Annotated in this window: 18 protein-coding genes, 1 other RNA gene and 1 pseudogene; 14 read left to right on the top strand and 6 right to left on the bottom strand. The window is 68.6% G+C overall.

Annotated features, from left to right (window positions below; genetic code table 11):
- Positions 1 to 51 precede the first annotated feature (51 nt).
- From AC5JLE_RS04970 to AC5JLE_RS04955, 4 genes are all read right to left on the bottom strand, one after another.
- Complete coding sequence (locus AC5JLE_RS04970) at positions 52 to 1,437, bottom strand: FAD-linked oxidase C-terminal domain-containing protein (RefSeq protein WP_197561899.1); 1,386 nt, start codon at positions 1,435 to 1,437, stop codon at positions 52 to 54.
- Entirely contained in the window at positions 1,434 to 2,042 is a 609-nt protein-coding gene (locus tag AC5JLE_RS04965) for a metal-dependent hydrolase (RefSeq protein WP_197561900.1), read from the bottom strand. The genes AC5JLE_RS04970 and AC5JLE_RS04965 overlap by 4 nt, the downstream gene beginning before the upstream one ends.
- 85 nt (positions 2,043 to 2,127) lie before the next feature.
- Positions 2,128 to 2,496, bottom strand: coding sequence for a YraN family protein (locus tag AC5JLE_RS04960; protein ID WP_049468249.1), 369 nt, complete (start codon positions 2,494 to 2,496; stop codon positions 2,128 to 2,130).
- Positions 2,486 to 4,207, bottom strand: coding sequence for a penicillin-binding protein activator (locus AC5JLE_RS04955; protein ID WP_197561901.1), 1,722 nt, complete (start codon positions 4,205 to 4,207; stop codon positions 2,486 to 2,488). The genes AC5JLE_RS04960 and AC5JLE_RS04955 overlap by 11 nt, the downstream gene beginning before the upstream one ends.
- Positions 4,208 to 4,288: 81 nt before the next feature.
- Between AC5JLE_RS04955 and rsmI the strand changes: the two genes are divergently transcribed.
- Together rsmI and rnpB are read left to right on the top strand one after the other, a co-directional pair.
- Complete coding sequence (gene rsmI, locus AC5JLE_RS04950) at positions 4,289 to 5,107, top strand: 16S rRNA (cytidine(1402)-2'-O)-methyltransferase (RefSeq protein ID WP_014645933.1); 819 nt, start codon at positions 4,289 to 4,291, stop codon at positions 5,105 to 5,107.
- A 126-nt stretch (positions 5,108 to 5,233) separates the two neighbouring features.
- Positions 5,234 to 5,585: RNase P RNA component class A (rnpB, locus tag AC5JLE_RS04945), an RNA gene on the top strand.
- 88 nt (positions 5,586 to 5,673) lie between these two features.
- Here rnpB and AC5JLE_RS04940 read toward each other — a convergent pair.
- Both AC5JLE_RS04940 and AC5JLE_RS04935 read right to left on the bottom strand, forming a co-directional pair.
- A complete protein-coding gene (locus AC5JLE_RS04940; protein ID WP_496065082.1) occupies positions 5,674 to 6,153 on the bottom strand; it encodes a DM13 domain-containing protein in 480 nt (159 codons plus the stop codon).
- Positions 6,154 to 6,511: 358 nt separating this feature from the next.
- A complete protein-coding gene (locus AC5JLE_RS04935) occupies positions 6,512 to 7,300 on the bottom strand; it encodes an NRDE family protein (protein WP_049440203.1) in 789 nt (262 codons plus the stop codon).
- Between the two features lie 324 nt (positions 7,301 to 7,624).
- Between AC5JLE_RS04935 and mraZ the strand changes: the two genes are divergently transcribed.
- The 12 genes and pseudogenes from mraZ to AC5JLE_RS04875 form a co-directional block, all read left to right on the top strand.
- The gene (gene mraZ, locus AC5JLE_RS04930; protein ID WP_004143635.1) at positions 7,625 to 8,071 is read left to right on the top strand and encodes a division/cell wall cluster transcriptional repressor MraZ; all 447 of its coding nucleotides are present in this window, start codon (positions 7,625 to 7,627) and stop codon (positions 8,069 to 8,071) included.
- 14 nt (positions 8,072 to 8,085) lie between these two features.
- Entirely contained in the window at positions 8,086 to 9,069 is a 984-nt protein-coding gene (rsmH, locus tag AC5JLE_RS04925) for a 16S rRNA (cytosine(1402)-N(4))-methyltransferase RsmH (RefSeq protein WP_496065081.1), read from the top strand.
- Positions 9,066 to 9,329, top strand: coding sequence for a cell division protein FtsL (gene ftsL / locus AC5JLE_RS04920; protein WP_005415286.1), 264 nt, complete (start codon positions 9,066 to 9,068; stop codon positions 9,327 to 9,329). The genes rsmH and ftsL overlap by 4 nt, the downstream gene beginning before the upstream one ends.
- A complete protein-coding gene (locus AC5JLE_RS04915; RefSeq protein ID WP_014645937.1) occupies positions 9,326 to 11,170 on the top strand; it encodes a peptidoglycan D,D-transpeptidase FtsI family protein in 1,845 nt (614 codons plus the stop codon). The genes ftsL and AC5JLE_RS04915 overlap by 4 nt, the downstream gene beginning before the upstream one ends.
- Positions 11,167 to 12,675 carry a UDP-N-acetylmuramoyl-L-alanyl-D-glutamate--2,6-diaminopimelate ligase gene (locus tag AC5JLE_RS04910; RefSeq protein ID WP_164109597.1) on the top strand — a complete coding sequence of 503 codons (1,509 nt, stop codon included), beginning with the start codon at positions 11,167 to 11,169 and terminating at the stop codon, positions 12,673 to 12,675. Before AC5JLE_RS04915 ends, AC5JLE_RS04910 begins: the two co-directional genes overlap by 4 nt.
- Entirely contained in the window at positions 12,672 to 14,066 is a 1,395-nt protein-coding gene (locus AC5JLE_RS04905; protein ID WP_142235442.1) for a UDP-N-acetylmuramoyl-tripeptide--D-alanyl-D-alanine ligase, read from the top strand. The genes AC5JLE_RS04910 and AC5JLE_RS04905 overlap by 4 nt, the downstream gene beginning before the upstream one ends.
- Positions 14,056 to 15,141 (top strand): phospho-N-acetylmuramoyl-pentapeptide-transferase, encoded by a 1,086-nt coding sequence (gene mraY, locus AC5JLE_RS04900; protein ID WP_004154219.1) that lies wholly within the window; start codon positions 14,056 to 14,058, stop codon positions 15,139 to 15,141. Before AC5JLE_RS04905 ends, mraY begins: the two co-directional genes overlap by 11 nt.
- Position 15,142: 1 nt before the next feature.
- Positions 15,143 to 16,468 (top strand): putative lipid II flippase FtsW, encoded by a 1,326-nt coding sequence (gene ftsW / locus AC5JLE_RS04895; protein WP_014645940.1) that lies wholly within the window; start codon positions 15,143 to 15,145, stop codon positions 16,466 to 16,468.
- Positions 16,465 to 17,553 (top strand): undecaprenyldiphospho-muramoylpentapeptide beta-N-acetylglucosaminyltransferase, encoded by a 1,089-nt coding sequence (murG, locus tag AC5JLE_RS04890; protein ID WP_049406067.1) that lies wholly within the window; start codon positions 16,465 to 16,467, stop codon positions 17,551 to 17,553. The genes ftsW and murG overlap by 4 nt, the downstream gene beginning before the upstream one ends.
- Before the next feature lie 40 nt (positions 17,554 to 17,593).
- On the top strand, positions 17,594 to 19,030 hold the full coding sequence (gene murC / locus AC5JLE_RS04885; RefSeq protein ID WP_014645942.1) for a UDP-N-acetylmuramate--L-alanine ligase: 1,437 nt from the start codon (positions 17,594 to 17,596) through the stop codon (positions 19,028 to 19,030).
- Positions 19,027 to 19,989, top strand: coding sequence for a D-alanine--D-alanine ligase (locus AC5JLE_RS04880; protein ID WP_014645943.1), 963 nt, complete (start codon positions 19,027 to 19,029; stop codon positions 19,987 to 19,989). The genes murC and AC5JLE_RS04880 overlap by 4 nt, the downstream gene beginning before the upstream one ends.
- A pseudogene (locus AC5JLE_RS04875) lies at positions 19,986 to 20,663 on the top strand (cell division protein FtsQ/DivIB); the annotation flags it as partial. The gene AC5JLE_RS04880 and the pseudogene AC5JLE_RS04875, both read left to right, overlap by 4 nt.
- Positions 20,664 to 20,702 lie beyond the last annotated feature (39 nt).

Below are 20,702 nucleotides of genomic sequence, written 5' to 3'. Positions count from 1 at the left end.
GCGCGTCGCGTTGCGAGCCGCGCATGGCTCGGCTCTACCGCCTTCCGCGGCCTATGCCGGCGGCAGCACCTTGCCCGGGTTGAGGATGCCATCCGGGTCCAGCGCGACCTTGATCGCGCGCATCGCCGCCAGCGTTTCCGCGGTGAACGCCTTCGCCATGAAATCACGCTTGGCCAGGCCGATGCCGTGTTCGCCCGACAGCGTGCCACCCAGCGCCAGCGTCAGTTCGAAGATCTTCGGCAGCGCGGCATGCGCGCGCGCGTTCTCGTCGGCATCATCGGGGTGGTAGAGGATGTTGACGTGCAGGTTGCCGTTGCCGGCATGGCCGAAGGTGACGATGGTCAGCGAATAGTCGTGGGCCAGTACCTGCACGCCAGCCACCAGATCGGGGATGCGCGATACCGGTACCACTACGTCTTCGTTGATCTTGCCCGGGGCGACGCTGCGCAGCGCGGGTGACAAGGCCTTGCGTGCGGCCCACAGCTGGTCACGCGCGCGGCCTTCCATTGCCACGTCCAGTGCGATCATGCCGTCACCTTCGGCGGCGGTCGCCAATGCCTGCAGCAGGTAGGGCAAGGTGTCGTGGTCGCCGTCGGCTTCCACCAGCAGCATCGCGCCAGCGTCGGGTACGTCGGCACCGTTGAGGCGCAGCAGCTCCAGGCTGCGTGCGTCCATGAATTCCAAGCGCGTGGGAACGACCGGCTGCGACATCAGCCGCGACACCGCAGCGGCGGCCGCGTCGGCATCGCGGTACAGCACGCGCAGCCCGGCTTGGCTGACCGGCAACGGGGTCAGCTTCAGCGTGGCTTCCACGATCAGTGCCAGCGTGCCTTCGCTGCCCACCAGCAGATGGGTGAGGTCGTAGCCGGTGGCATCCTTGGTATAGGCACCACCGCAACGGATCACCTCGCCGGTGCCGGTCACCGCCACCAGGCCCAGCACGTTGTCGCGGCTGGTGCCGTACTTCACCGCGCGCGGGCCGCCCGCATTGCAGGCCAGGTTGCCGCCGATGCTGCAGATCTCGGCGCTGGAAGGATCCGGTGCCCAGAACAGGCCGTGCGGGGCCAGGGCCTGCTGCAGGGTGCCGTTGAGCACGCCCGGCTGCACGACTGCGCAGCGATCACCGGCGCGGATCTCGATGATGCGGTCCATGCGGGTGAACGACAGCACGATGCTGCCCGGTTGTGGGACGGCGGCGCCGGTGGTGCCGGTGCCGGCACCGCGCGCGACCAGCGCCACGCCATGTGCGCGACAGGCGCGCACCAGTGCCTGCACCTGTTCGATGTCGGCCGGCAGCGCGACCGCCGCCGGGCGCTGGCGGCGCCATGAGTTGTCCTGCGCGTTGGCCTCCAGCGCGCTGTCATCCATGCGCCAGCCCTCCGTGCCCAGCAGGGCGGACAGTTCGGCAACCAGGGCAGCAGGCAGTGCGGTACTCATGACGGATCTCGCGGGGCAGCAGGAGCGGGTTGGATCAGTTTCCAGGCGACAACGGCGCCGGCCAGCGGCAGCCACACCCAGCGCAGTTCGGAGAGCAGCGTGGCCAGGCCGCGCGCGCTGAAGAATTGCGGTGCAAACGGTGAAACCCGGATCGGTCGCCACGGTGCGAAGAAGCGTTGTTCACTCCACGGCCAGGCCAGCGCGACGCCGAGGCCGCCGGAGGTCATCGCATCGAGCAAGGGATGGCTGGCCGCGCATACGAAGACGAATACAGCGGCTTGTACGGTCGATGCCACCGTTGGCCCTGCCTTGGCAGGTGCCAACCTTGGTTGGCACGAAACCGCCGACCAAGGTCGGCGACTACCCAAGAACGCTAACACCGCGGCCAATGCCGCGAGCACGCTGGCGAACAGCAGTGAATGGCTGGCGCCGCGATGGCCGAAGGCATCCGCATAGGGAATGTGCAGCGCAAAGGCCAGTACATCGGAATCGGGCAGCATCGCTGCGATCACGCCGGCCGCCAGCAGGCGTGGTGGGATGCGGCCACGATCAGCGGCGCACCACAGCGCCAGCGGCACAGCGGCATGGGTGATGATCGACGGCATCAGTCACGCACCATGGTAGTGCCGGCCGCTGGCCGGCTGCAGGTCCGACGGGTAGTGCCGGCCGCTGGCCGGCAAACAGTACCCATCAGCAGTCATCCAATCGGAACGCATCCCGCAGCCAGTGCAGCTGCGGCGGCTCGCCGGTGGCTTCGACCACATCGAAGCGGCAGGGCGCATTGGCCAGCGCCGGGTGGTCCTGCAGGTACAGCTGCGCGGCATGGGCCAGGCGCCGGCATTTGCGCGCATCGACCGAAGCGGCGCCACCGCCGAAATCCGATCGCGCACGGTAGCGCACTTCCACGAACACCACGGTGCCGGCATCGTCCATCACCAGGTCCAGTTCACCGCCGCGATAGCGCACGTTGCGTGCACGCGGCTGCAGTCCGGCCAGTTGCAGGTGCTGCTCGGCGGCGGCTTCCACCGCCGAGCCCCGTTGGCTGCGCTCAGCGACCACCGACGATCGGCATCGGCCGGCCGCCACTGAAGGTCGACCATGCCGGCTGGCGCAGGATGTTGCCATTGCTGTCCAGGAACAGGGTGCCGGTGGCACCGTCCAGGCCGCCTTCGTTGGACAGCTTGTCCAGGTAGGCGGTGATCTTCCAGGCGTCGGCACCGAAGGCGAACAGGCGGCCGGCCGCACCGCGTGCGCTCGGCAGGGTGCTGGCCACCTGGCTGGCCGATGGCAGGCCGGACACGCTGCGCACGTTCCAGGCTTCGTTCGGGTAGACGATGCCGTCCAGCGCCACGTCTTCTTCCACCTTGCCGCTGCCGACGGTCAGCTGCGAGGTGCCGACGCGGGTCGCGCTACCGGCACCGGCCAGCGCCAGCTGCGGCGCCAGCAGGCGGGCCTGCGGCGCACGCACGGCGAGGAACACGGCATCGACCTGGCCGGCGTTGCGCACCTGGGCGCTGACGTCGCCCACCGCATCGCTGACGCCGACCGTGGCCATGACCTGGCCACCGCGCTGGGCGAAACGCTGGGCGAAGGCGGCGGCGGCACGGCGGCCGGTGTCGTCGGCGCTGTTGATCACCAGCGCCTTGCCGCGCTCGCGGCCGCGCAGGTACTCGGCCGCGACGATGCCATCGTCTTCCGGTGCCAGCGAGAAGCCGGCGCTGCCGGCAGGCGGTGCGTCCTTGCCGCGGTTCAGGGCCAGCACCGGCACCTGCAGCTGCTGGCGGCCGTACACCGCGTCCACTTCGTCGCGGCCCAGCGGGCCGACCACGAAGTCGGCACCGGAGGCAACGGCCTTGTCGTAGGCGGCGAGGGCGCCGGCCGGGGTGCCGGCGGTGTCGAAGAAGTTGATGTCCGGGCGGCGGCGGCTTTCACCGTAGTAGGCGCTCAACAGGCCATCGCGCACCGGCTGCGCGGCGGTGGCCAGGCGGCCGCTGAGCGGCAGCAGCACGGCCAGCTTGGCCGGCGGGCGGTAGCCGTCGCTCATTGCCGGCGGGCGCTTGCTGGTGTCGAACTGGGCCGCGCCATCGCGGTCGAACGGGCGCGGCAGCGGCAGGCCACGCGCGATCAGTGCGCGGCCGGCGAAGTTGTAGAGCGGGTCGTTGGCCGGCAGGGCGGCGGCGCGGCTGCGCAGGGTGGCGTCGTCGAGGGTGCCGAGCAGGCCGGCAATGGCGGCCTGGTTATCGCTGCGCGCACTGCCGGTCAGGCTGGCATGGGCGCGGGCGCGCTCGGTGGCGGCGCCGAAGGCATCGCCGGTGCCCTGCAGGGCGCCGGCACGGGCCAGGTACCAGCGCGTACGCAGGGCTGGCAGCACGTTGTCGCCATGGTCCTTCAGCAGGGCCAGCGCCTGCGCCGGCTGCTTGTCGGCCAGGGCCAGCTCGGCACTGGTCAGCTGGTAGCGCTGCAGGCTGGCGCCGGACAGCTGGCGGGCGGTGAGCTGGCCGAGCAGGCTGCGCGCGCGGGCACTGTCACCGGCGAGGTGCCAGGCCCAGGCCGCATCGGCCAGTGCGTTGCTGCGGGCACCGCCACGCAGCGTGGCAGCCAGGCCTTCCAGCTGCAGTGCGGCGTCGCGCGGCTTGCCCTGTTCGATCAGCGCCAGCGCCTGGCCCTGGGCCGGCGAATCGGGGGTGCTGGTCAGGCTGGTGGTGGCACAACCGGCCAGCAGCATCAGCGACAACGACAGGGCGGAGATCCGTGCGGCGGGCTTGTTCATGTTCGGGTCCATGCGATGAGGGCAGCGGCCTTGGCCGGGTACACGCTACGATTCTACCCTTGCCCCGTGAGTACCGCTGAAATGAGTGTCCCAACCCTGTACGTCGTCGCCACCCCGATCGGCAACCTGGCCGATCTGAGCCCGCGCGCGCAGGAGGTGCTGCGCTCGGTGGCGGCCATCTGTGCCGAGGACACCCGCCGCAGCGGCCAGCTGCTGTCCCATTTCGGCATCCAGCAGCCGCTGGTGGCCCTGCACGAACACAACGAGGAGGCGCTGGCGCAGCGCCTGGTCTCGCGCCTGCAGGCCGGCGAGTCGCTGGCGCTGGTCAGTGACGCCGGTACGCCGCTGGTCAGCGATCCCGGGTTCCGCCTGGTGCGTGCCGCGCGCGCGGCGGGGATCAAGGTCAGCCCGGTGCCCGGCGCCTGCGCCGCCATCGCCGCGCTGAGCGTGGCCGGCCTGCCCAGCGACCGTTTCAGTTTCGAGGGCTTCCTGCCGGCCAAGGCCAGCGGCCGCCGCGACCGCCTGCAGGCGCTGGCCGGCGAAGTGCGCACGATGGTGTTCTACGAATCCTCGCACCGCATCGCCGAATCGCTGGCCGACATGGCGGCGATCTTCGGCGGCGAACGCCCGGCGGTACTGGCCCGCGAGCTGACCAAGCTGTTCGAGACCGTGCTCGATGGTGACCTGGCGGGCCTGCTGGCGAAGGTCGAGGCCGACGACAACCAGCGCAAGGGCGAGTTCGTGGTGATGGTGCAGGGCGCGGGTGATGACGAACAAGCGCAGCTGGCGCATGGCCGCCGCGTCTACGCGAAGCTGAGCGAGCACCTGCCGCCGTCGACCGCCGCCAAACTGGCCGCGGAACTGACCGGCGCGCCGCGCAAGGCGTTGTACGGTAGTTGATGGATTGCTGCAGCCACGCATGGCGTGGCGCTACTGCAGTAGATCCACGCCATGCGTGGATGGATGAACCGGACGCCGCGATCAGCACGGCAGGAAGGACCTGCGTACGCTAGAATATGCGCTGGCGGAGCCGGCCAGACAGTCGCGTCATCCCTTCGGGGGTGCCGAGGAAAGTCCGGGCTCCATAGGGCAAGGTGCCAGGTAACGCCTGGGCGGCGCAAGCCGACGGAAAGTGCAACAGAAAGATACCGCCTACGTCTTCTTCGGAAGGCCGGTAAGGGTGAAATGGTGCGGTAAGAGCGCACCGCGAGTCTGGCAACAGACCGGCACGGCAAACCCCACCTGGAGCAAGACCAAATAGGGATCCTTTGGCGCGGCCCGCGTTGGATCCGGGTAGGTTGCTTGAGCGTTGCGGTGACGTAACGCCTAGAGGAATGACTGTCCACGACAGAACCCGGCTTATCGGCCGGCTCCGCCTCCTTCTTCTTCCACGCATGGCGTGGAGCTACCGTGATTGCGGGGTCGGATCCCTTTCCGGAGGAAAGGGATCCGACCCCATGCTGTCCTCAGCCCGGCGTGCGGTACTGCCCGGCGGAAATGAACTGCGAGAAGCGCTCGCACCACACCACCACCGTGGTGTAGTCGTCCACGTCCACGTTCGCGGGCACATCCACCAGGAAGCGGTTGAAGGTCTTCACCTCGCCGATGCGCTGGGCCTGCGCCTTGATCTTCAGGAAGTCGGCCTTGTTGTCGACGAAGTCGCGGACCAGGTAGACCTTGTAGTCCGGGCCCGGTCCCATCTTGCCGTCGAAGGCAACCTGGGTGGCGCTGACGCTGACCTTGCCTTCGGCCCAGTGCACCGCGTCGCTGCCTTTGAGGTCGCGACGGAAGGTAGTCCGATAGGTGGCGTCGTTCATCGCGGTCTGCACCTGCGTGACCGGCGGGTCATCGGGGGCGATCAGGATCGGCAGCAGATAGATGCCCAGGCCGAAGCCCAGGCCGAGAGTAAGCAGGTGGGTGGCGAGCAGGATGAGAATGCGACGCATGGGGCCTCCTTGGGGGTTGTGGTCGATTGCGCGGCGCGATGCCGGGCGCGACCACCCTGGGAGGTCAGGGGCGACATTTATAGACACAGTGTCGATTGCGAAAAGGGCACAGTCGGCTGGCTGTGATGCTGAAACCGCTGTGGCGCGGACGGATCGCGGTCGCGGCTGGAAGCTGAATGACGTTTCAGGCCCGCTGCGATGACGACTGCCGTCGCGTGGATCGCGACAGCACGCTGCGGGTAGTGCCGGCCGCTGGCTGGCAACTTCATGCTGCATCCGAAGATCCAGAGGTTGCCGGCCAGCGGCCGGCACTACCCCCCCCGCCAAGAGCATCCGGCCAAGGGCCGTCATGACCGGGTCAGAAAATGACGTGGCTCTGGCCGCTGGGAGCGCCCTGCGGGCCGAAGCGGCGTTCGTGGATCTCGCCATGGCCGTCGGCGTCGATCAGCAGCACGGTGCTGGCGCGGGTGCCGTAGTCATCGCCACGGATGAAGGCCGGGCTCAGCCAGCGCTCGCGTTCCAGGCCGATGCCGGTGTCGGGCAGGTCGCTGTCGGCAGGGCGGTGTTCGTCGGCCAGGGCATTCCAGAGTGGGGTCAGGTCCGGGGTCAGATCCCTTTCGCCGTGCGAAAGGGATCTGACCCCGTCCTTTTGCAGCCAGGCTTCAAGGGCCGCCATCAGCCGCCGGGTCTTCGGCCAGGGCGCGTCCAGCGCGCCGTTGGACATGCCGTGCACGCCCGGGCCGAGGGTCTGCCGTTCGGCGGGATGGTTGCCGAGGTACTCCAGGCTGTCGCTATCGGCCAGCAACAGATTGAACGGGGCATAGGCGCCAGCCACGGTCGCCAATCGGTCGATATGCACAGCGGCCGGGTCGCGGCCGCGCAGGAAGTCGGCCACCAGCGCGCCCCGCGACGGGCCGGTCTGGGCCGCCAGCGGGTCGCGGACGTTGGTGACCACCGCCATCCGGCCCGAGGCGCCAACCCCGGCCCAGCCACCGCCGGAGCGCAGGTCGCGCCCGCCGATGACGGACGTCTCATCCTGCCAGGGGGCCAGCGCCGCCGTCGGGCGGGCGTGGAACTCATCACGGTTGCCGGTCATCACCAGCCGCCAGCGCGGGTGGTGCATCCAGCCAAGAGCGAGCAGGCACATGGCCTCATTGTGCACGGTTTGCGCAGTCCGGCGCCGTTTCCGGCCCGTTCCGGATGAATGCGCGGCCGATGTTTCACGCCCTCTCCACGCCCCTGAACTTCCGTTCAATCTCAAAAATTGAGACGGATCAGCAACTTGTGGATAAGCCTTGAACAATTCTCTAAAGGTTGTTGCAAGCCATTGATGCGGCTGGCGATTTCCCCGCTGAAAAGTTGTTGACAACCCTCGGCCCGCTGCTAAGGTGGGCATCAGAGGGAAATCCGGGTGTTTTGTGGGTTTTCGTGGTTCAATGTTTCACCGGGCGAAGGACAAGGTGCAGGCGTCGTGTTCCAGGGCGAGACGGCCATCACAGTTGACGACAAAGGGCGCATGGCGGTTCCCACCGCTTACCGCGACCTCGTCGCGCGCGCCAGCAACAACCGTCTCGTGCTGACCTACAACCCGTTCGAAGCCGGCTGCCTGTGGCTGTATGCAGAGTCGGAATGGGAGCGGGTCCGCGACGATGTGATGTCCAAGCCCAACACCCAGCGCGTCGTGCGCCTGTTGCAGCAGAAGCTGGTCGGCTCGGCCGCCCATCTGGAACTGGACGGCAACGGTCGCATCAGCATCCCCGCCAGCCACCGCGGTGCGGTGGGCATTGAGAAGAAGGCGGTATTGCTCGGTATGGGCGACAAGTTCGAATTGTGGAGCGAGCAGGCGCATCGGGCCCTGATCCAGCAGACGTTGTCTGACGAGGATCTGGGTGATGGGTTGCTCGACCTGAAGTTGTGAGCCGGGGTGCCCGGATGCGCCCAGAAGCGCAGGCCGGTCACCTTCCGGTGTCGCAGTCGCCGGCGGTGCACCTGCCGGTCCTGTACACCCAGGTCCTTGAAGGCCTGAGGGTGATCGAAAACGGACGTTATCTGGATGGCACGTTCGGTCGTGGCGGTCATGCGCGTGGCGTGCTCACCCAGCTCGGTCCCGAGGGGCGCCTGCTGGTCATGGACAAGGATCCGGAAGCCATCGCCGTTGCCGAGCGCGATTTCGCGCCGGACCCGCGCGTGTCCATTTTCCGGGGCAGCTTCGCCCAGCTGCTGCAGTGGAACGCGACGGCCGAAGGCCTGGACGGCGTGCTGTTCGACCTCGGCGTGTCGTCGCCGCAGCTGGACGTGGCCGAACGTGGCTTCAGCTTCGGCAAGGACGGCCCGCTGGACATGCGCATGGATCCGGACAGCGGTGAAAGCGCCGCGCAGTGGATCAACCGCGTCGAAGAGCGCGAGATCGCTGATGTGCTGTGGACCTACGGCGAAGAGCGCCAGAGCCGGCGCATCGCCCGCGCCATCGTGGCCCGCCGCGAGAAGCAGCCGTTCTCCCGCACCGCCGAACTGGCCGAGCTGATCGCCTCGGTGATGCCGCGTGGGAAGTCGGGATCCGATAAGAGCCGGATCCACCCGGCCACGCGCAGCTTCCAGGCCATCCGCATCCACATCAACCGCGAGCTGGCCGATCTTGAAGCCGGGCTCGATGCGGCGGTGGAACGGCTCAAGCCCGGTGGCCGCCTGGCGGTGATCAGCTTCCACTCGCTGGAAGACCGCATCGTCAAGCAGTACATGAACCGCCTGGCCAAGGCGCCGCCGGCCAACCGCCGACTGCCCGAGGCGGTTGCGTTCGTGCCGACGCTGGACCTGATCGGCGGCGCCATCAAGGCCACCGACGAAGAGCTGGCCGCCAACCCGCGTGCCCGCAGCGCCGTGCTGCGCGTGGCACAGAAGCGGGGGGCCGATGCATGAGCCGGCTGCTGCTGATCATCCTGCTGGCCTGCACCGTCGCCTCGGCGATCGGCGTGGTGTTCGTGCGCCACCGCCACCGGCAGACCTTCATCGAGCTGTCGCGTGCCGAGCGCAAGCGCGATGACATCAACCTTGAGTTCGGCCGCCTGCAGCTGGAACAGGCCACCCTGGCCGAAGCCAACCGCGTGGACCGCATTGCCCGCGAGAAGCTGGGCATGAAGTTCCCCGAGGCCGCTGACATCGTGGTGGTGCGCCCATGAGCAAGACCGGCCGCAACCGCCCGCGCAACGCCTTCAACCTGCGCCAGCGCCTGCGCTGGGTCGCGCTGGCGCTTGGCCTGTGCTCGGTGTCGCTGGTGGGTCGCGCGGCCTACGTGCAGATCATCAACAGCGATTTCTACCAGCGCCAGGGCGAGGCCCGCTACCTGCGCGAGCTGCCGATCAAGACCTCGCGCGGCATGATCACCGACCGCAACGGCGAGCCGCTGGCGGTGTCCACCCCGGTCGCCTCGATCTGGGTCAACCCGCAGGACCTGCTGCGTTCGCCCGAGCGCATCCCGGAGCTGGCCCAGGCGGTCGGCATGTCGGTGGATGAGCTGAGCAGCCGCCTGTCGCAGAAGTCGGACAAGGAATTCATGTACCTGCGCCGCCGGATCAATCCGGACGAGGCAGAGAAGGTGGTCGCGCTGAAGATTCCGGGCGTGGCCGCGCAGCGCGAGTTCCGCCGCTTCTACCCACAGGGCGAAGCGATGGCGCACGTGCTGGGCTTCACCAACATCGACGACCGCGGCCAGGAAGGCCTGGAACTGGCGTTCGACGAATGGCTGCGCGGCAAGGCCGGTGCCAAGCGGGTGATCCGCAACCGCAAGGGCGAGACCGTCGAAAGCGATCTGCTGCGCGCCGCCGAGCCGGGCAAGGACCTGACCCTCAGCATCGACCGCCGCATCCAGTACCTGGCCTTCAAGGAACTGCGCAACGCGCTGGTGGCCAACAAGGCGGCCGGTGGTTCGATGGTGATCATGGACGTGACCACCGGCGAGATCCTGGCCATGGTCAACCTGCCGACCTACAACCCGAACTCGCTGACCGGCGCGATCCCCGATACGCGCCGCAACCGCGCGGTGACCGACCTGGTCGAACCGGGTTCGACGATGAAGCCGCTGACCATCGCCACCGCGCTGCAGGCCGGTGCGGTGACCAAGGACACCATCATCGACACCAACCCGGGCTACATGACCCTGGGCCGCTTCACCATCCGCGACGTGCCGCGCAACAACGGTGTGCTCAACGTGACCGGCGTGATCACCCGCAGTTCGAACGTGGGTGCGGCCAAGGTTGCGGCGAAGATGCCGGACCAGACCTTCTACGACGGCGTGCGCCGCTTCGGCTATGGCTCGGCGCCGCACAGCGGTTTCCCGGGCGAATCGGCCGGCGTGGTGATGCGTCCGGCACGCTGGTCGGGTACCACCAAGACCACCATGTCCTATGGCTACGGCCTGTCGGTCACGCCGCTGCAGATTGCCACCGCGTACTCGGCGCTGGCCAACGGCGGGCGCCTGATCGCGCCGACCTTCGTCAAGGGCCAGCGCAATGAAGGCCAGCAGATCATCGACGAGAACGTCGCCCGGCAGGTGGTGGCGATGATGGAAACGGTGGTCACCCAGGGCGGCGCCAAGCAGGCGGCGGTGCTGGGTTACCGCGTGGCCGGCAAGACCGGCACCGCGCGCAAGGCCGGCCCGGGCGGTTATGAGCGCGGCCATTACAACGCGCTGTTCGCCGGCGTGGTGCCGGCCACCAACCCGCGTTTCGCTACCGTCATCGTCATCAACGACCCGCAGGCCGGCAAGTTCTACGGCGGCCTGGTGTCGGCGCCGGTCTACCACAACGTGATGGAAGGCACCCTGCGCCTGATGGACGTGCCGCTGGACGACCTGCAGTCGTGGCTGGCCGCACAGCAGTCGGGCAAGGTCGGCCATTCGGCCTCGATCCTGCCTGCGCCGCCGGCCGAGACCGCGCTGCCGGTCGATGCCGCCGCTGAATTCGACGCTGCGCTGCCAAGCGCGCAAGCCCAGACGCCGCCCGCTACGGGAGGCACGCAATGAGTCCTTCGATGTTGCTTTCGCAGTTGCTTCCGGACGTGGCCCTGGCGGGTCATGATCCCGTTCTGACCGGCCTGGTGCTGGACAGCCGTGCCGTGCGCCCCGGTAACGCCTTCGTCGCCATCGCCGGTTTCGGCGCGCATGGCCTGGGCTTTGTCGAGCAGGCGCGCGCTGCCGGTGCCAGTGCCATCCTGTTCGAACCGCCGGCACCGGCCGATCTGCCGGCCCCGGCTGATGCGATCGCCGTGCCGGGCCTGCGCGCGCGCATGGGCGCGATGGCCGACCAGTTCCATGGCGCGCCATCGCGGGCGATGGCGATGGTCGGCGTGACCGGCACCAACGGCAAGACCTCCACCGTGCAGCTGCTGGCCCAGGCCTGGCATCTGCTCGGAACGCCCAGTGGCAGTATCGGCACGCTGGGTGCCGGACTTTATGGTGCGGTCGAGCCGACCGGCTTCACCACGCCGCTGGTGCTGCAGATGCATGCGCTTCTGGCGCAGCTGCGCGACGCCGGTGCGCGCGCGGTGGCGATGGAAGTCAGCTCGCATGCGCTGGACCAGGGCCGCGTGGACGCCGTGCACTACGACGTGGCGGTGTTCACCAACCTCACCCGCGACCATCTGGACTACCACGGTGACATGGCCAGCTACGGCGCGGCCAAGGCGCGGCTGTTCCATCGCCCGGGCCTGAAGGCCGCGGTGATCAATCTGGACGATGCCTTCGGCCGGCAGCTGTTCGCGGGCCTGCCGGCCGGCGTGCAGGCGATCGGGCTGAGCTCGCGTGGTGCCACCGACGCCAGCGTGCGCGCCGAGGCACTGCAGCTGGACGGTCGTGGCATCGCCTTCGAGCTGGTCATCGACGGCCAGTGCGCGACGGTGCAGTCGCCGCTGCTGGGCCGCTTCAACGTGGACAACCTGCTGGCCGTGGCCGGTACCCTGCACGCGCAGGGCCAGCCGCTGCCGCGTATTGCCGAGGTGCTGTCGGCGCTGCAGCCGATCCGTGGCCGCATGAACCGCCTGGGCGGTGAAGACGGCCTGCCGACGGTGGTGGTCGACTACGCGCACACCCCGGATGCGCTGGAACAGGCGCTGGACAGCCTCCACGGGCACCTGCAGGGCACGCTGTTCTGCGTGTTCGGCTGCGGCGGCGAGCGCGACACCGGCAAGCGCCCGCAGATGGCGGCGATTGCCGAGCGCCTGGCCAACCAGGTCATCGTCACCGACGACAACCCGCGTGGCGAGGATGGCGACGTGATCGTGGCCGACATCCTGGCCGGCTTCCAGAACGCCGATGCCGTGACCGTGCAGCGCAGCCGCGCGCGTGCGATCGGCCTGGCGGTGAAGCGTGCCGGTGCCGGCGACATCATCCTGATCGCCGGCAAGGGCCACGAGCCGTACCAGGAAGTGAATGGCGTGCGCCATGACTTCGACGACACCGAAGTGGCCGCCGCCGCACTGGCGGCCAAGGCCGGTGTGCTCAGCGCGCAGGCCGGGGAGGGCGCCGCATGAAGCGCACCCTGCTTTCGCTGATCGCACACTGGGCCGGCGGCGAGATCCACGGCGACGACGTGGCCATCGATGCGGTCAGCAATGACACCCGCAATCTCGGTCCGGGCAGTCTGTATGTGGCGCTGCGCGGCGAGCGTTTCGACGGCCATGACTTCGCGGCCGACGCGCAGGCGCGCGGTGCCAGTGCGCTGCTGGTCGAGCGCCTGCTGCCGGTCGAACTGCCGCAGGTGCTGGTGGCCGACAGCGAACTGGCGCTGGCGAAGATCGCCACCGGCATGCAGCGTGACCGTGGCACCGAGGTGTTCGCGATCACCGGCAGCAATGGCAAGACCAGCGTGAAGAGCCTGCTGCTGTCGATCCTGCAGCAAGTGGCCCAGCACGCGCACAAGGTGGTCTACGCCAACCCGGGCAACCGCAACAACGAGATCGGCCTGCCGCTGGCGGTGATCGATGCGCCGGAAGATGCCGACTACGCCGTCTACGAGATGGGCGCCGGCAAGCCGGGCGACATCGCCTACCTGACCGAGATCGCCCGCCCGCGTTATGCGCTGGTCAACAACATCGCCCCGGCGCACCTGGAACGTATGGGCAGCCTGCTCGGCGTGGCGGTGACCAAGGGCGCGATCTACGCCGCGCTGCCGGCCGATGGCGTGGCGGTGATCAACGCCGACGATGCCTATGGGCGCTGGTTCGAACAGCATTTCATCAGCACCCCGGCGCGTTGCCGCGTGCTGCGCTATGGCCTGGAACACTCGGCGGACGTGACCGCGCGCGATATCCGCGCCGGTGCGCAGGGCAGCCAGTTCACTCTGGTCGCACCGGCCGGCGAAGCCCGCGTGGTGCTGGGCCTGCCGGGTCGCCACAACGTCAGCAATGCGCTGGCCGCCGCCAGCCTGGCGCTGGCCGCCGGTGTCGATCTGGCGCTGATTGCCGCCGGCCTGGCCGAAGCGCAGCCGGTGCCGGGTCGCCAGATCGCCCATCAGCTGCGCAATGGCGCGGTGCTGGTGGATGACAGCTACAACGCCAACCCCGGGTCGCTGGCCGCGGCCATCGATGCCCTGGCCGCGGCGCCGGAAGAGGGCTGGCTGGTGCTGGGCGACATGCGCGAGCTGGGCCCGGACGCGGAAGCGCTGCATGCGCAGGCCGGCCTCCGCGCACGTGCTGCCGGCCTGAAGCGCCTGTATGCACTGGGCCCGCTCAGCGCCGCTGCCGCCTCCGCCTTCGGCGAAGGCGGCCGCCATTTCGCCACCCACGACGCGCTGTCGCAGGCGCTGAAGGACGAGCTGCACGCCGGCGTGCGCTGCCTGGTCAAGGGTTCCCGTGGCAGCGCCATGGACACGATTGTCAAAGCGCTGCTGGCGCAAGGAGAGGAATCCCCGCATGTTGTATGAACTGGCTCGATGGTTGCAGCAGTTGGAGAGCCTGTTCGGGCTGTTCAACTACCAGACGTTCCGCGCCATCCTTGCCGCGCTGACGGCCCTGTTCCTGTCGCTGTGGCTGGGCCCGGCGATGATCCGCAAGCTTGCCCAGTTCAAGGGCGGCCAGCCGATCCGCAAGGACGGTCCGCAGACCCATTTCTCCAAGGCCGGCACGCCGACCATGGGCGGTTCGCTGATCCTGCTCACCATCACCCTGTCGGTGCTGATGTGGGCCGACCTGCGCAACCGCTACGTGTGGCTGGTGCTGGCGGTGATGCTGTGCTTCGGCGCCATCGGCTGGTATGACGACTGGATCAAGATCGTCCGCCGTGACCCGAACGGCCTGAAGTCGCGCTGGAAGTACCTGCTGCAGTCGATCTTCGGCCTGGCTGCGGGCCTGTTCCTGTTCTACACGGCCGACGTGCCGGCGGCGCTGACCTTCTACATCCCGATGTTCAAGTCGGTCGCGCTGCCGCTGGCCGGCATCGGCTTCGTGGCCATCGCCTACTTCTGGATCGTCGGCTTCTCCAACGCGGTGAACCTGACCGACGGCCTTGACGGCCTGGCGATCATGCCCACCGTGCTGGTGGCCTGCGCGCTGGGCGTGTTCGCCTACGCCTCGGGCAACGTGGTGTTCGCCAACTACCTGCAGATCCCGCAGATCCCGGGCGCCGGCGAGCTGGTCATCATCTGTGCGGCCATCGCCGGCGCGGGCCTGGGCTTCCTCTGGTTCAACACCTACCCGGCCATGGTCTTCATGGGCGACATCGGCGCACTGGCACTGGGTGCGGTGCTGGGCACGATCGCGGTGATCACCCGCCAGGAGCTGGTGCTGGTGATCATGGGCGGCGTGTTCGTCATCGAAACGCTGTCGGTGATGATCCAGGTCGCCTCGTTCAAGCTGACCGGCAAGCGCGTGTTCCGCATGGCGCCGATCCACCACCATTTCGAACTGAAGGGCTGGCCGGAGCCGCGCGTGATCGTGCGTTTCTGGATCATCTCCGTCGTGCTCGTGCTGATCGGCCTGGCCACGTTGAAGGTGCGCTGAGATGAACGACCTGTCCCGCCAGGCAACACGCCTTGAAGCCATCGAAGGCAGCTACGACAAGTGGCTGCTGGGCGCGATCATCGCGCTCACCGGTGTCGGCGTGGTGATGGTGGCCTCCAGCTCGATCGCGCTGATGAGCAGCCCGTTCTATTACCTCAACCGCCACCTGATCTTCCTGGCGGTGGGTATCGTGCTGGCGGTCATTGCCGCCCGCACCGAGCTGAAGTCGATCGAGCAGTACAACCAGATGCTGCTGCTGGGCTGCTTCGTACTGCTGCTGGCGGTGTTCGCACCGGGACTGGGCAGCACGGTCAACGGTGCGCGCCGCTGGATCAACCTGGGCATTTCCAAGTTCCAGACGGTCGAAGCGGTGAAAGTGCTCTACATCGTCTGGCTGTCGAGCTACCTGGTGCGTTTCCGCGACGAGGTCAATGCGACCTGGCCGGCAATGCTCAAGCCGCTGGGCGTGGCCGGTGCGCTGGTGGTGCTGCTGCTGCTGCAGCCGGACTTCGGTTCCTCGACCCTGCTGCTGGCGATCACCGCCGGCATGCTGGTGCTGGGCGGGGTGAACATGCCGCGCATGTCGATGCCGGTGATCATCGGCCTGGTCGGCATGAGCGCGCTGGCGATCATCGAGCCGTACCGCATGCGCCGCATCACCTCCTTCCTGGACCCGTGGGCCGACCAGCAGGGCGACGGCTACCAGCTGTCCAACGCGCTGATGGCGGTGGGCCGTGGTGAATGGACCGGCGTCGGCCTGGGCAACTCCGTGCAGAAGCTGTACTACCTGCCCGAAGCGCACACCGACTTCATCTTCTCGGTCACCGCCGAGGAATTCGGTTTCCTGGGTACCTGCGTGATCGTGGCGCTGTATGCGCTGCTGGTCGGCCGCACCTTCTGGCTGGGCATGCGCTGCGTGGAAATGAAGCGCCACTTCTCCGGCTACATCGCCTTCGGCATCGGCCTGTGGATCAGCATGCAGACCTTCGTCTCGATCGGCGTGAACCTGGGCATCCTGCCGACCAAGGGCCTGACCCTGCCGCTGATCTCCTCCGGCGGTTCGTCGGTGCTGATGACCTGCGTGGCGATGGGCCTGCTGCTGCGCGTGTCGTATGAACTCAAGCGCGCCGAGCGCCGCCAGGCCGTGCGCATCGGTGGCGCCGAAGACGCCGCGGCCGAACCGATGGACAAGCCCGCCGCAGCGGTGGACGCCAGCGTGCCGATGCGTGCCGAGCCGGTCGCACCCGCGTCCGCTGCAGCGAGCGCCGCACGTGGCACCAGCCGCCTGCAGTCGCGCATCGAACCGACCTTCGGGAGGCTGTCATGAGTGCAGCCACCGAGAGTGGGCGCCCGGTGATGATCCTGGCCGGAGGCACCGGCGGTCACATCTTCCCCGGCCTGGCCGTGGCCCGCGTGCTGCGCCAGCGCGGCGTGCCGGTGACCTGGATGGGCGCCGACGGTGCGATGGAAACCCGCCTGGTGCCGCAGCACGACATCGCCATCGATACGCTGGCCATCACTGGCCTGCGCGGCAAGGGCAAGCTGGCCCTGCTGGCGGCGCCGTGGCGGCTGATGCGCGCGCTGCGCGCGGCCGGGCTCATCATCCGCCAGCGCCAGCCGCGCGCGGTGGTCGCCTTCGGTGGCTTTGCCTCCGGCCCCGGTGGCATGGCCACGCGCCTGCATGGCCTGCCGCTGATCGTGCATGAGCAGAACCGTGCGCCGGGCCTGACCAACCGCATCCTGTCGCGTTATGCGCGTCGCCTGCTGACCGGTTTCCCGGGCACCTTCGCCAAGGGCGAGGAGTTCGTCGGTAACCCGGTGCGCGCGGAAATCGCTGCCATCGCGCCGCCGGAACAGCGCTTCGCCGACCGGCAGGGCCCGCTGCGGGTGCTGGTGGTGGGCGGCAGCCAGGGCGCGCGTGCCCTCAATACCGGCGTGCCGCAGGCGATTGCCGCGCTGGGCGCCGGCCTGCCGGTGCAGGTGCGCCACCAGAGCGGCGAGAAGATGCATGCCGAAGCGGTGGAGGCTTACGCCAAGGCCGGTGTGCAGGCGGAAATCACGCCGTTCATCGCCGACATGGCCGAAGCCTTTGCCTGGGCTGACCTGGTTGTCTGCCGCGCCGGCGCGTCCACGCTGGCCGAGCTGTGCGCGGTCGGTGTCGGCAGCGTGCTGGTGCCATTCCCCGCTGCCGTCGACGATCACCAGACCCGCAACGCGGAGTACCTGGTCGAGCGCGGCGCGGCGGTGTTGCTGAAGCAGGACGGAACGCTGGCCGACGGCATTGCCGCACTGCTGCGCGATCTGTCCGAAAATCCCGCCCGCCGCATGCAGATGGCGCAAGCCGCGCGTGCCCTGGCCAAGGTCGATGCCGCCGAGCGCATCGCCGATATCATTCTCGAGGAAGCTGTATGAAGAAGGCATGCCACCGCGCCTGCCCTGCGCGAGGCCGCGCATGATCCGCCGCCTGCACGACACCAACGACCTGGTGCGCGCGTTCCCGCGCGTGCATTTCGTCGGCATCGGCGGCACCGGCATGAGCGGTATCGCCGAAGTGATGCTGACGCTGGGCTATGAAGTGTCCGGCTCGGACAACGCCGACAACGTGGCGACCCGCCGCCTGGCCAGCCTGGGGGCGCGCATCATGCGCGGCCACTCCGCGGCCAACGTGCTGGGCACCGACTGCGTGGTGGTCTCCAGTGCCATCCGCGAAGACAACCCGGAACTGATGGAAGCACGCAGCCAGCGCATTCCAATCATGCCGCGTGCGGCGATGCTGGCCGAGCTGATGCGCTTCCGCCGCGGCATCGCCGTGGCCGGTACCCATGGCAAGACCACCACCACCAGCCTGACCGCTGCGGTGCTGAGCGAAGGTGGCCTGGATCCGACGTTCGTGATCGGTGGCCAGCTGCTGGCCGCCGGTGCCAACGCCAAGCTGGGTGGCGGGCAGTGGCTGGTGGCCGAGGCCGATGAAAGCGATGGCAGCTTCCTGCGCCTGAACCCGCTGATGTCGATCATCACGAACATCGATGCCGACCACCTGGAAAACTACGGCAACGATTTCGCCCGCGTGCAGGCGGCGTTTGCCGAGTTCCTGCAGCGCCTGCCGTTCTACGGCCTGGCGGTACTGTGCATCGATGATCCGGAAGTCGCCGCGCTGGCCGCCAGGACCCCGCGCCACGTGATGAGCTACGGCATGAGCCCGCAGGCCGACGTGCGCGCCGAGAACGTGGTGCAGGAAGGGTCGCGCATGCGCTTCACCCTGCGCCTGCCGCAGGGCACCAGCCAGGAAGTGGTGCTGGCGCTGCCGGGCAGGCACAACGTGCTCAACGCGCTGGCCGCCGCTGCGGTGGGCTGGCAGCTGGGCGTGGCCCCGGACGCGATCGCACGCGCGCTGGAGGGCTTCGCCGGTGTCGGCCGTCGCTTCAACGATCTGGGCGAGGTGACCACCGCCAGTGGCGCCAAGGTCCGCATCATCGACGACTATGGCCATCACCCCAGCGAGCTGGAGGCAGTGTTCGCCGCCGCTCGTGGTGGCTGGGCCGACAAGCGCCTGGTGGTTGCCTTCCAGCCGCACCGCTACAGCCGTACCCGCGACCAGTTCGACAAGTTCGCCGCCGTGCTGTCGAGCGTTGATGCGCTGGTGCTGAGCGAGGTCTACCCGGCCGGTGAAGAACCGATTGCCGGCGCCGACTCGCACGCGCTGGCCCGTGCCATCCGTGCGCGTGGCCGCAGTGAGCCGGTGGTGGTGGGCAAGGCCGCCGAGCTGGCCAGCGTGCTGCCGGACGTGCTGCAGGACGGTGACCTGCTGCTGATGATGGGCGCCGGCGACATCGGTGCCGTGGCCACCCATATCGCGGTGGAAGGTTTCAAGGGGGAGGGCCAGGCGTGAGCACGCTGACCTTCCCGCCGCTGCGCGTGACCGACCCGGCCGAGTTCGGCCGCGTCGCCGTGCTGCTGGGCGGCAGTTCCAGCGAACGCGAGGTGTCGCTGGATTCGGGCCGCAACGTGCTCGAAGCCCTGCAGTCGCGTGGCGTCGATGCGTTCGCGGTGGACGGCATTCCGGCGCTCGCCAGCGCGCTCGCCGCCGGTGGCATCGATCGCGTCTTCAACATCCTGCACGGCCACAACGGTGGCGGCGAGGACGGCATCGTGCAGGGCCTGATGGACGCCTTCGGCGTGCCGTACACCGGCTCGAACGTGCTGGGTTCGGCGCTGAGCATGGACAAGATCCGCACCAAGCAGGTGTGGCTGTCGCTGGGCCTGCCGACCCCGCAGTACCGCAAGGTCACTGCCGAGGACGTGCACGCCAATGCCGCCGAACTCGGCCTGCCGGTGGTGGTGAAGCCGGCCAACGAAGGCTCCAGCGTGGGCATCAGCCGGGTCACCGATGACGCCGGGCTGGATGAAGCGGTGGCCCTGGCCGCGCGCTACGACGGCCAGCTGCTGATGGAGCAGATGGTGGTCGGCGACGAATTGACCGTGGCCATCCTTGGCGACGTCGCACTGCCGTCGATCCGCATCGTGCCCAAGGGCCAGTGGTACGACTACAACGCCAAGTACATCGCCGAGGACACCCAGTACCTGTGCCCGGGCCTGGACGGTGGCGACGAAGAGGACATCCGGCGCATCGCGCTGGCCGCGTTCCGTGCCGCCGGGTGCCGTGGCTGGGGCCGCGTGGACGTGATGCGCGATCGCGACAGCGGCCGTTTCTTCCTGCTGGAAGTGAACACCGCGCCGGGCATGACCAGCCATTCGCTGGTGCCCAAGGCGGCCCGCCAGGCCGGCATCGGTTTCGAGGAACTGGTGTGGCGCGTGCTGGAACAGACCCTGGAGGCCTCGCACGCATGAACGCGGTGCTGCGCATCTTCGTCTGGCTGTTGGCGCTGTCGGTGGTTGCACTGCCGGTGGTGGCCGTGGTCAATGGCTGGGTCGGCGCCGAGCGCTGGCCGCTGGCGAAGCTGCGCGTGCATGGTGAGTTCAAACGGGTGCCGGCCGAACAGCTGCAGCAGGTGCTGCTGCCGTATGCGCGCGCCGGTTTCTTCGCGGTCAAGCTGCAGGACGCGCAGGACGCCCTGGAGAAGCTGCCGTGGGTGGAGAGTGCCCAGGTCCGCAAGCAGTGGCCGGACGTGCTGGAAGTGACCCTGGTCGAGCACAAGCCGTTCGCCCGCTGGGGTACCGACCGCCTGGTGTCCGAGCAGGGCAAGCTGTTCCCCACGCCGAAGAAGCTGTCCGACCTGGCGCTGCCGGAGCTGGATGGCCCGGACAGCCAGACCGCGGAAGTGATGAAGCTGTACAGCGACTCGCGTGCATTGTTCGCACCGGCCGGCGTCGATGTGCGCCGGGTGACGATGGACGCACGCGGCAGCTGGTCGCTGGTGCTGAGCAACGGCACCGAAGTGGTGGTCGGCCGCGACGACGCGCGCTCGCGCATGCAGCGCTTCGTCAAGGTACTGCCGCAGCTCAACCGTCAGGACGCGCCGATCGAGCGCGCCGACCTCCGTTACACCAATGGTTTCACGCTGAGCTGGGGTACCCCGGCCACGCCGGCGAAAACGCCGGCG

This window comes from Stenotrophomonas sp., from assembly GCF_059505245.1.
The sequence above is the reverse complement of the archived record's forward strand: the minus strand, read 5'-3'. Positions and strand labels throughout refer to the sequence as shown.

Bases quoted from the DNA above. Each gene is read 5' to 3' on its own strand.
- AC5JLE_RS04970 (WP_197561899.1), bottom strand. From the start codon at position 1,437: ATGAGTACCGCACTGCCTGCTGCCCTGGTTGCCGAACTGTCCGCCCTG.
- AC5JLE_RS04965 (WP_197561900.1), bottom strand. From the start codon at position 2,042: ATGCCGTCGATCATCACCCATGCCGCTGTGCCGCTGGCGCTGTGGTGC.
- AC5JLE_RS04955 (WP_197561901.1), bottom strand. From the start codon at position 4,207: ATGAACAAGCCCGCCGCACGGATCTCCGCCCTGTCGTTGTCGCTGATG.
- rsmI (WP_014645933.1), top strand. From the start codon at position 4,289: ATGAGTGTCCCAACCCTGTACGTCGTCGCCACCCCGATCGGCAACCTG.
- AC5JLE_RS04940 (WP_496065082.1), bottom strand. From the start codon at position 6,153: ATGCGTCGCATTCTCATCCTGCTCGCCACCCACCTGCTTACTCTCGGC.
- AC5JLE_RS04935 (WP_049440203.1), bottom strand. From the start codon at position 7,300: ATGTGCCTGCTCGCTCTTGGCTGGATGCACCACCCGCGCTGGCGGCTG.
- rsmH (WP_496065081.1), top strand. From the start codon at position 8,086: ATGCGCCCAGAAGCGCAGGCCGGTCACCTTCCGGTGTCGCAGTCGCCG.
- ftsL (WP_005415286.1), top strand. From the start codon at position 9,066: ATGAGCCGGCTGCTGCTGATCATCCTGCTGGCCTGCACCGTCGCCTCG.
- AC5JLE_RS04915 (WP_014645937.1), top strand. From the start codon at position 9,326: ATGAGCAAGACCGGCCGCAACCGCCCGCGCAACGCCTTCAACCTGCGC.
- AC5JLE_RS04910 (WP_164109597.1), top strand. From the start codon at position 11,167: ATGAGTCCTTCGATGTTGCTTTCGCAGTTGCTTCCGGACGTGGCCCTG.
- AC5JLE_RS04905 (WP_142235442.1), top strand. From the start codon at position 12,672: ATGAAGCGCACCCTGCTTTCGCTGATCGCACACTGGGCCGGCGGCGAG.
- mraY (WP_004154219.1), top strand. From the start codon at position 14,056: ATGTTGTATGAACTGGCTCGATGGTTGCAGCAGTTGGAGAGCCTGTTC.
- ftsW (WP_014645940.1), top strand. From the start codon at position 15,143: ATGAACGACCTGTCCCGCCAGGCAACACGCCTTGAAGCCATCGAAGGC.
- murG (WP_049406067.1), top strand. From the start codon at position 16,465: ATGAGTGCAGCCACCGAGAGTGGGCGCCCGGTGATGATCCTGGCCGGA.
- murC (WP_014645942.1), top strand. From the start codon at position 17,594: ATGATCCGCCGCCTGCACGACACCAACGACCTGGTGCGCGCGTTCCCG.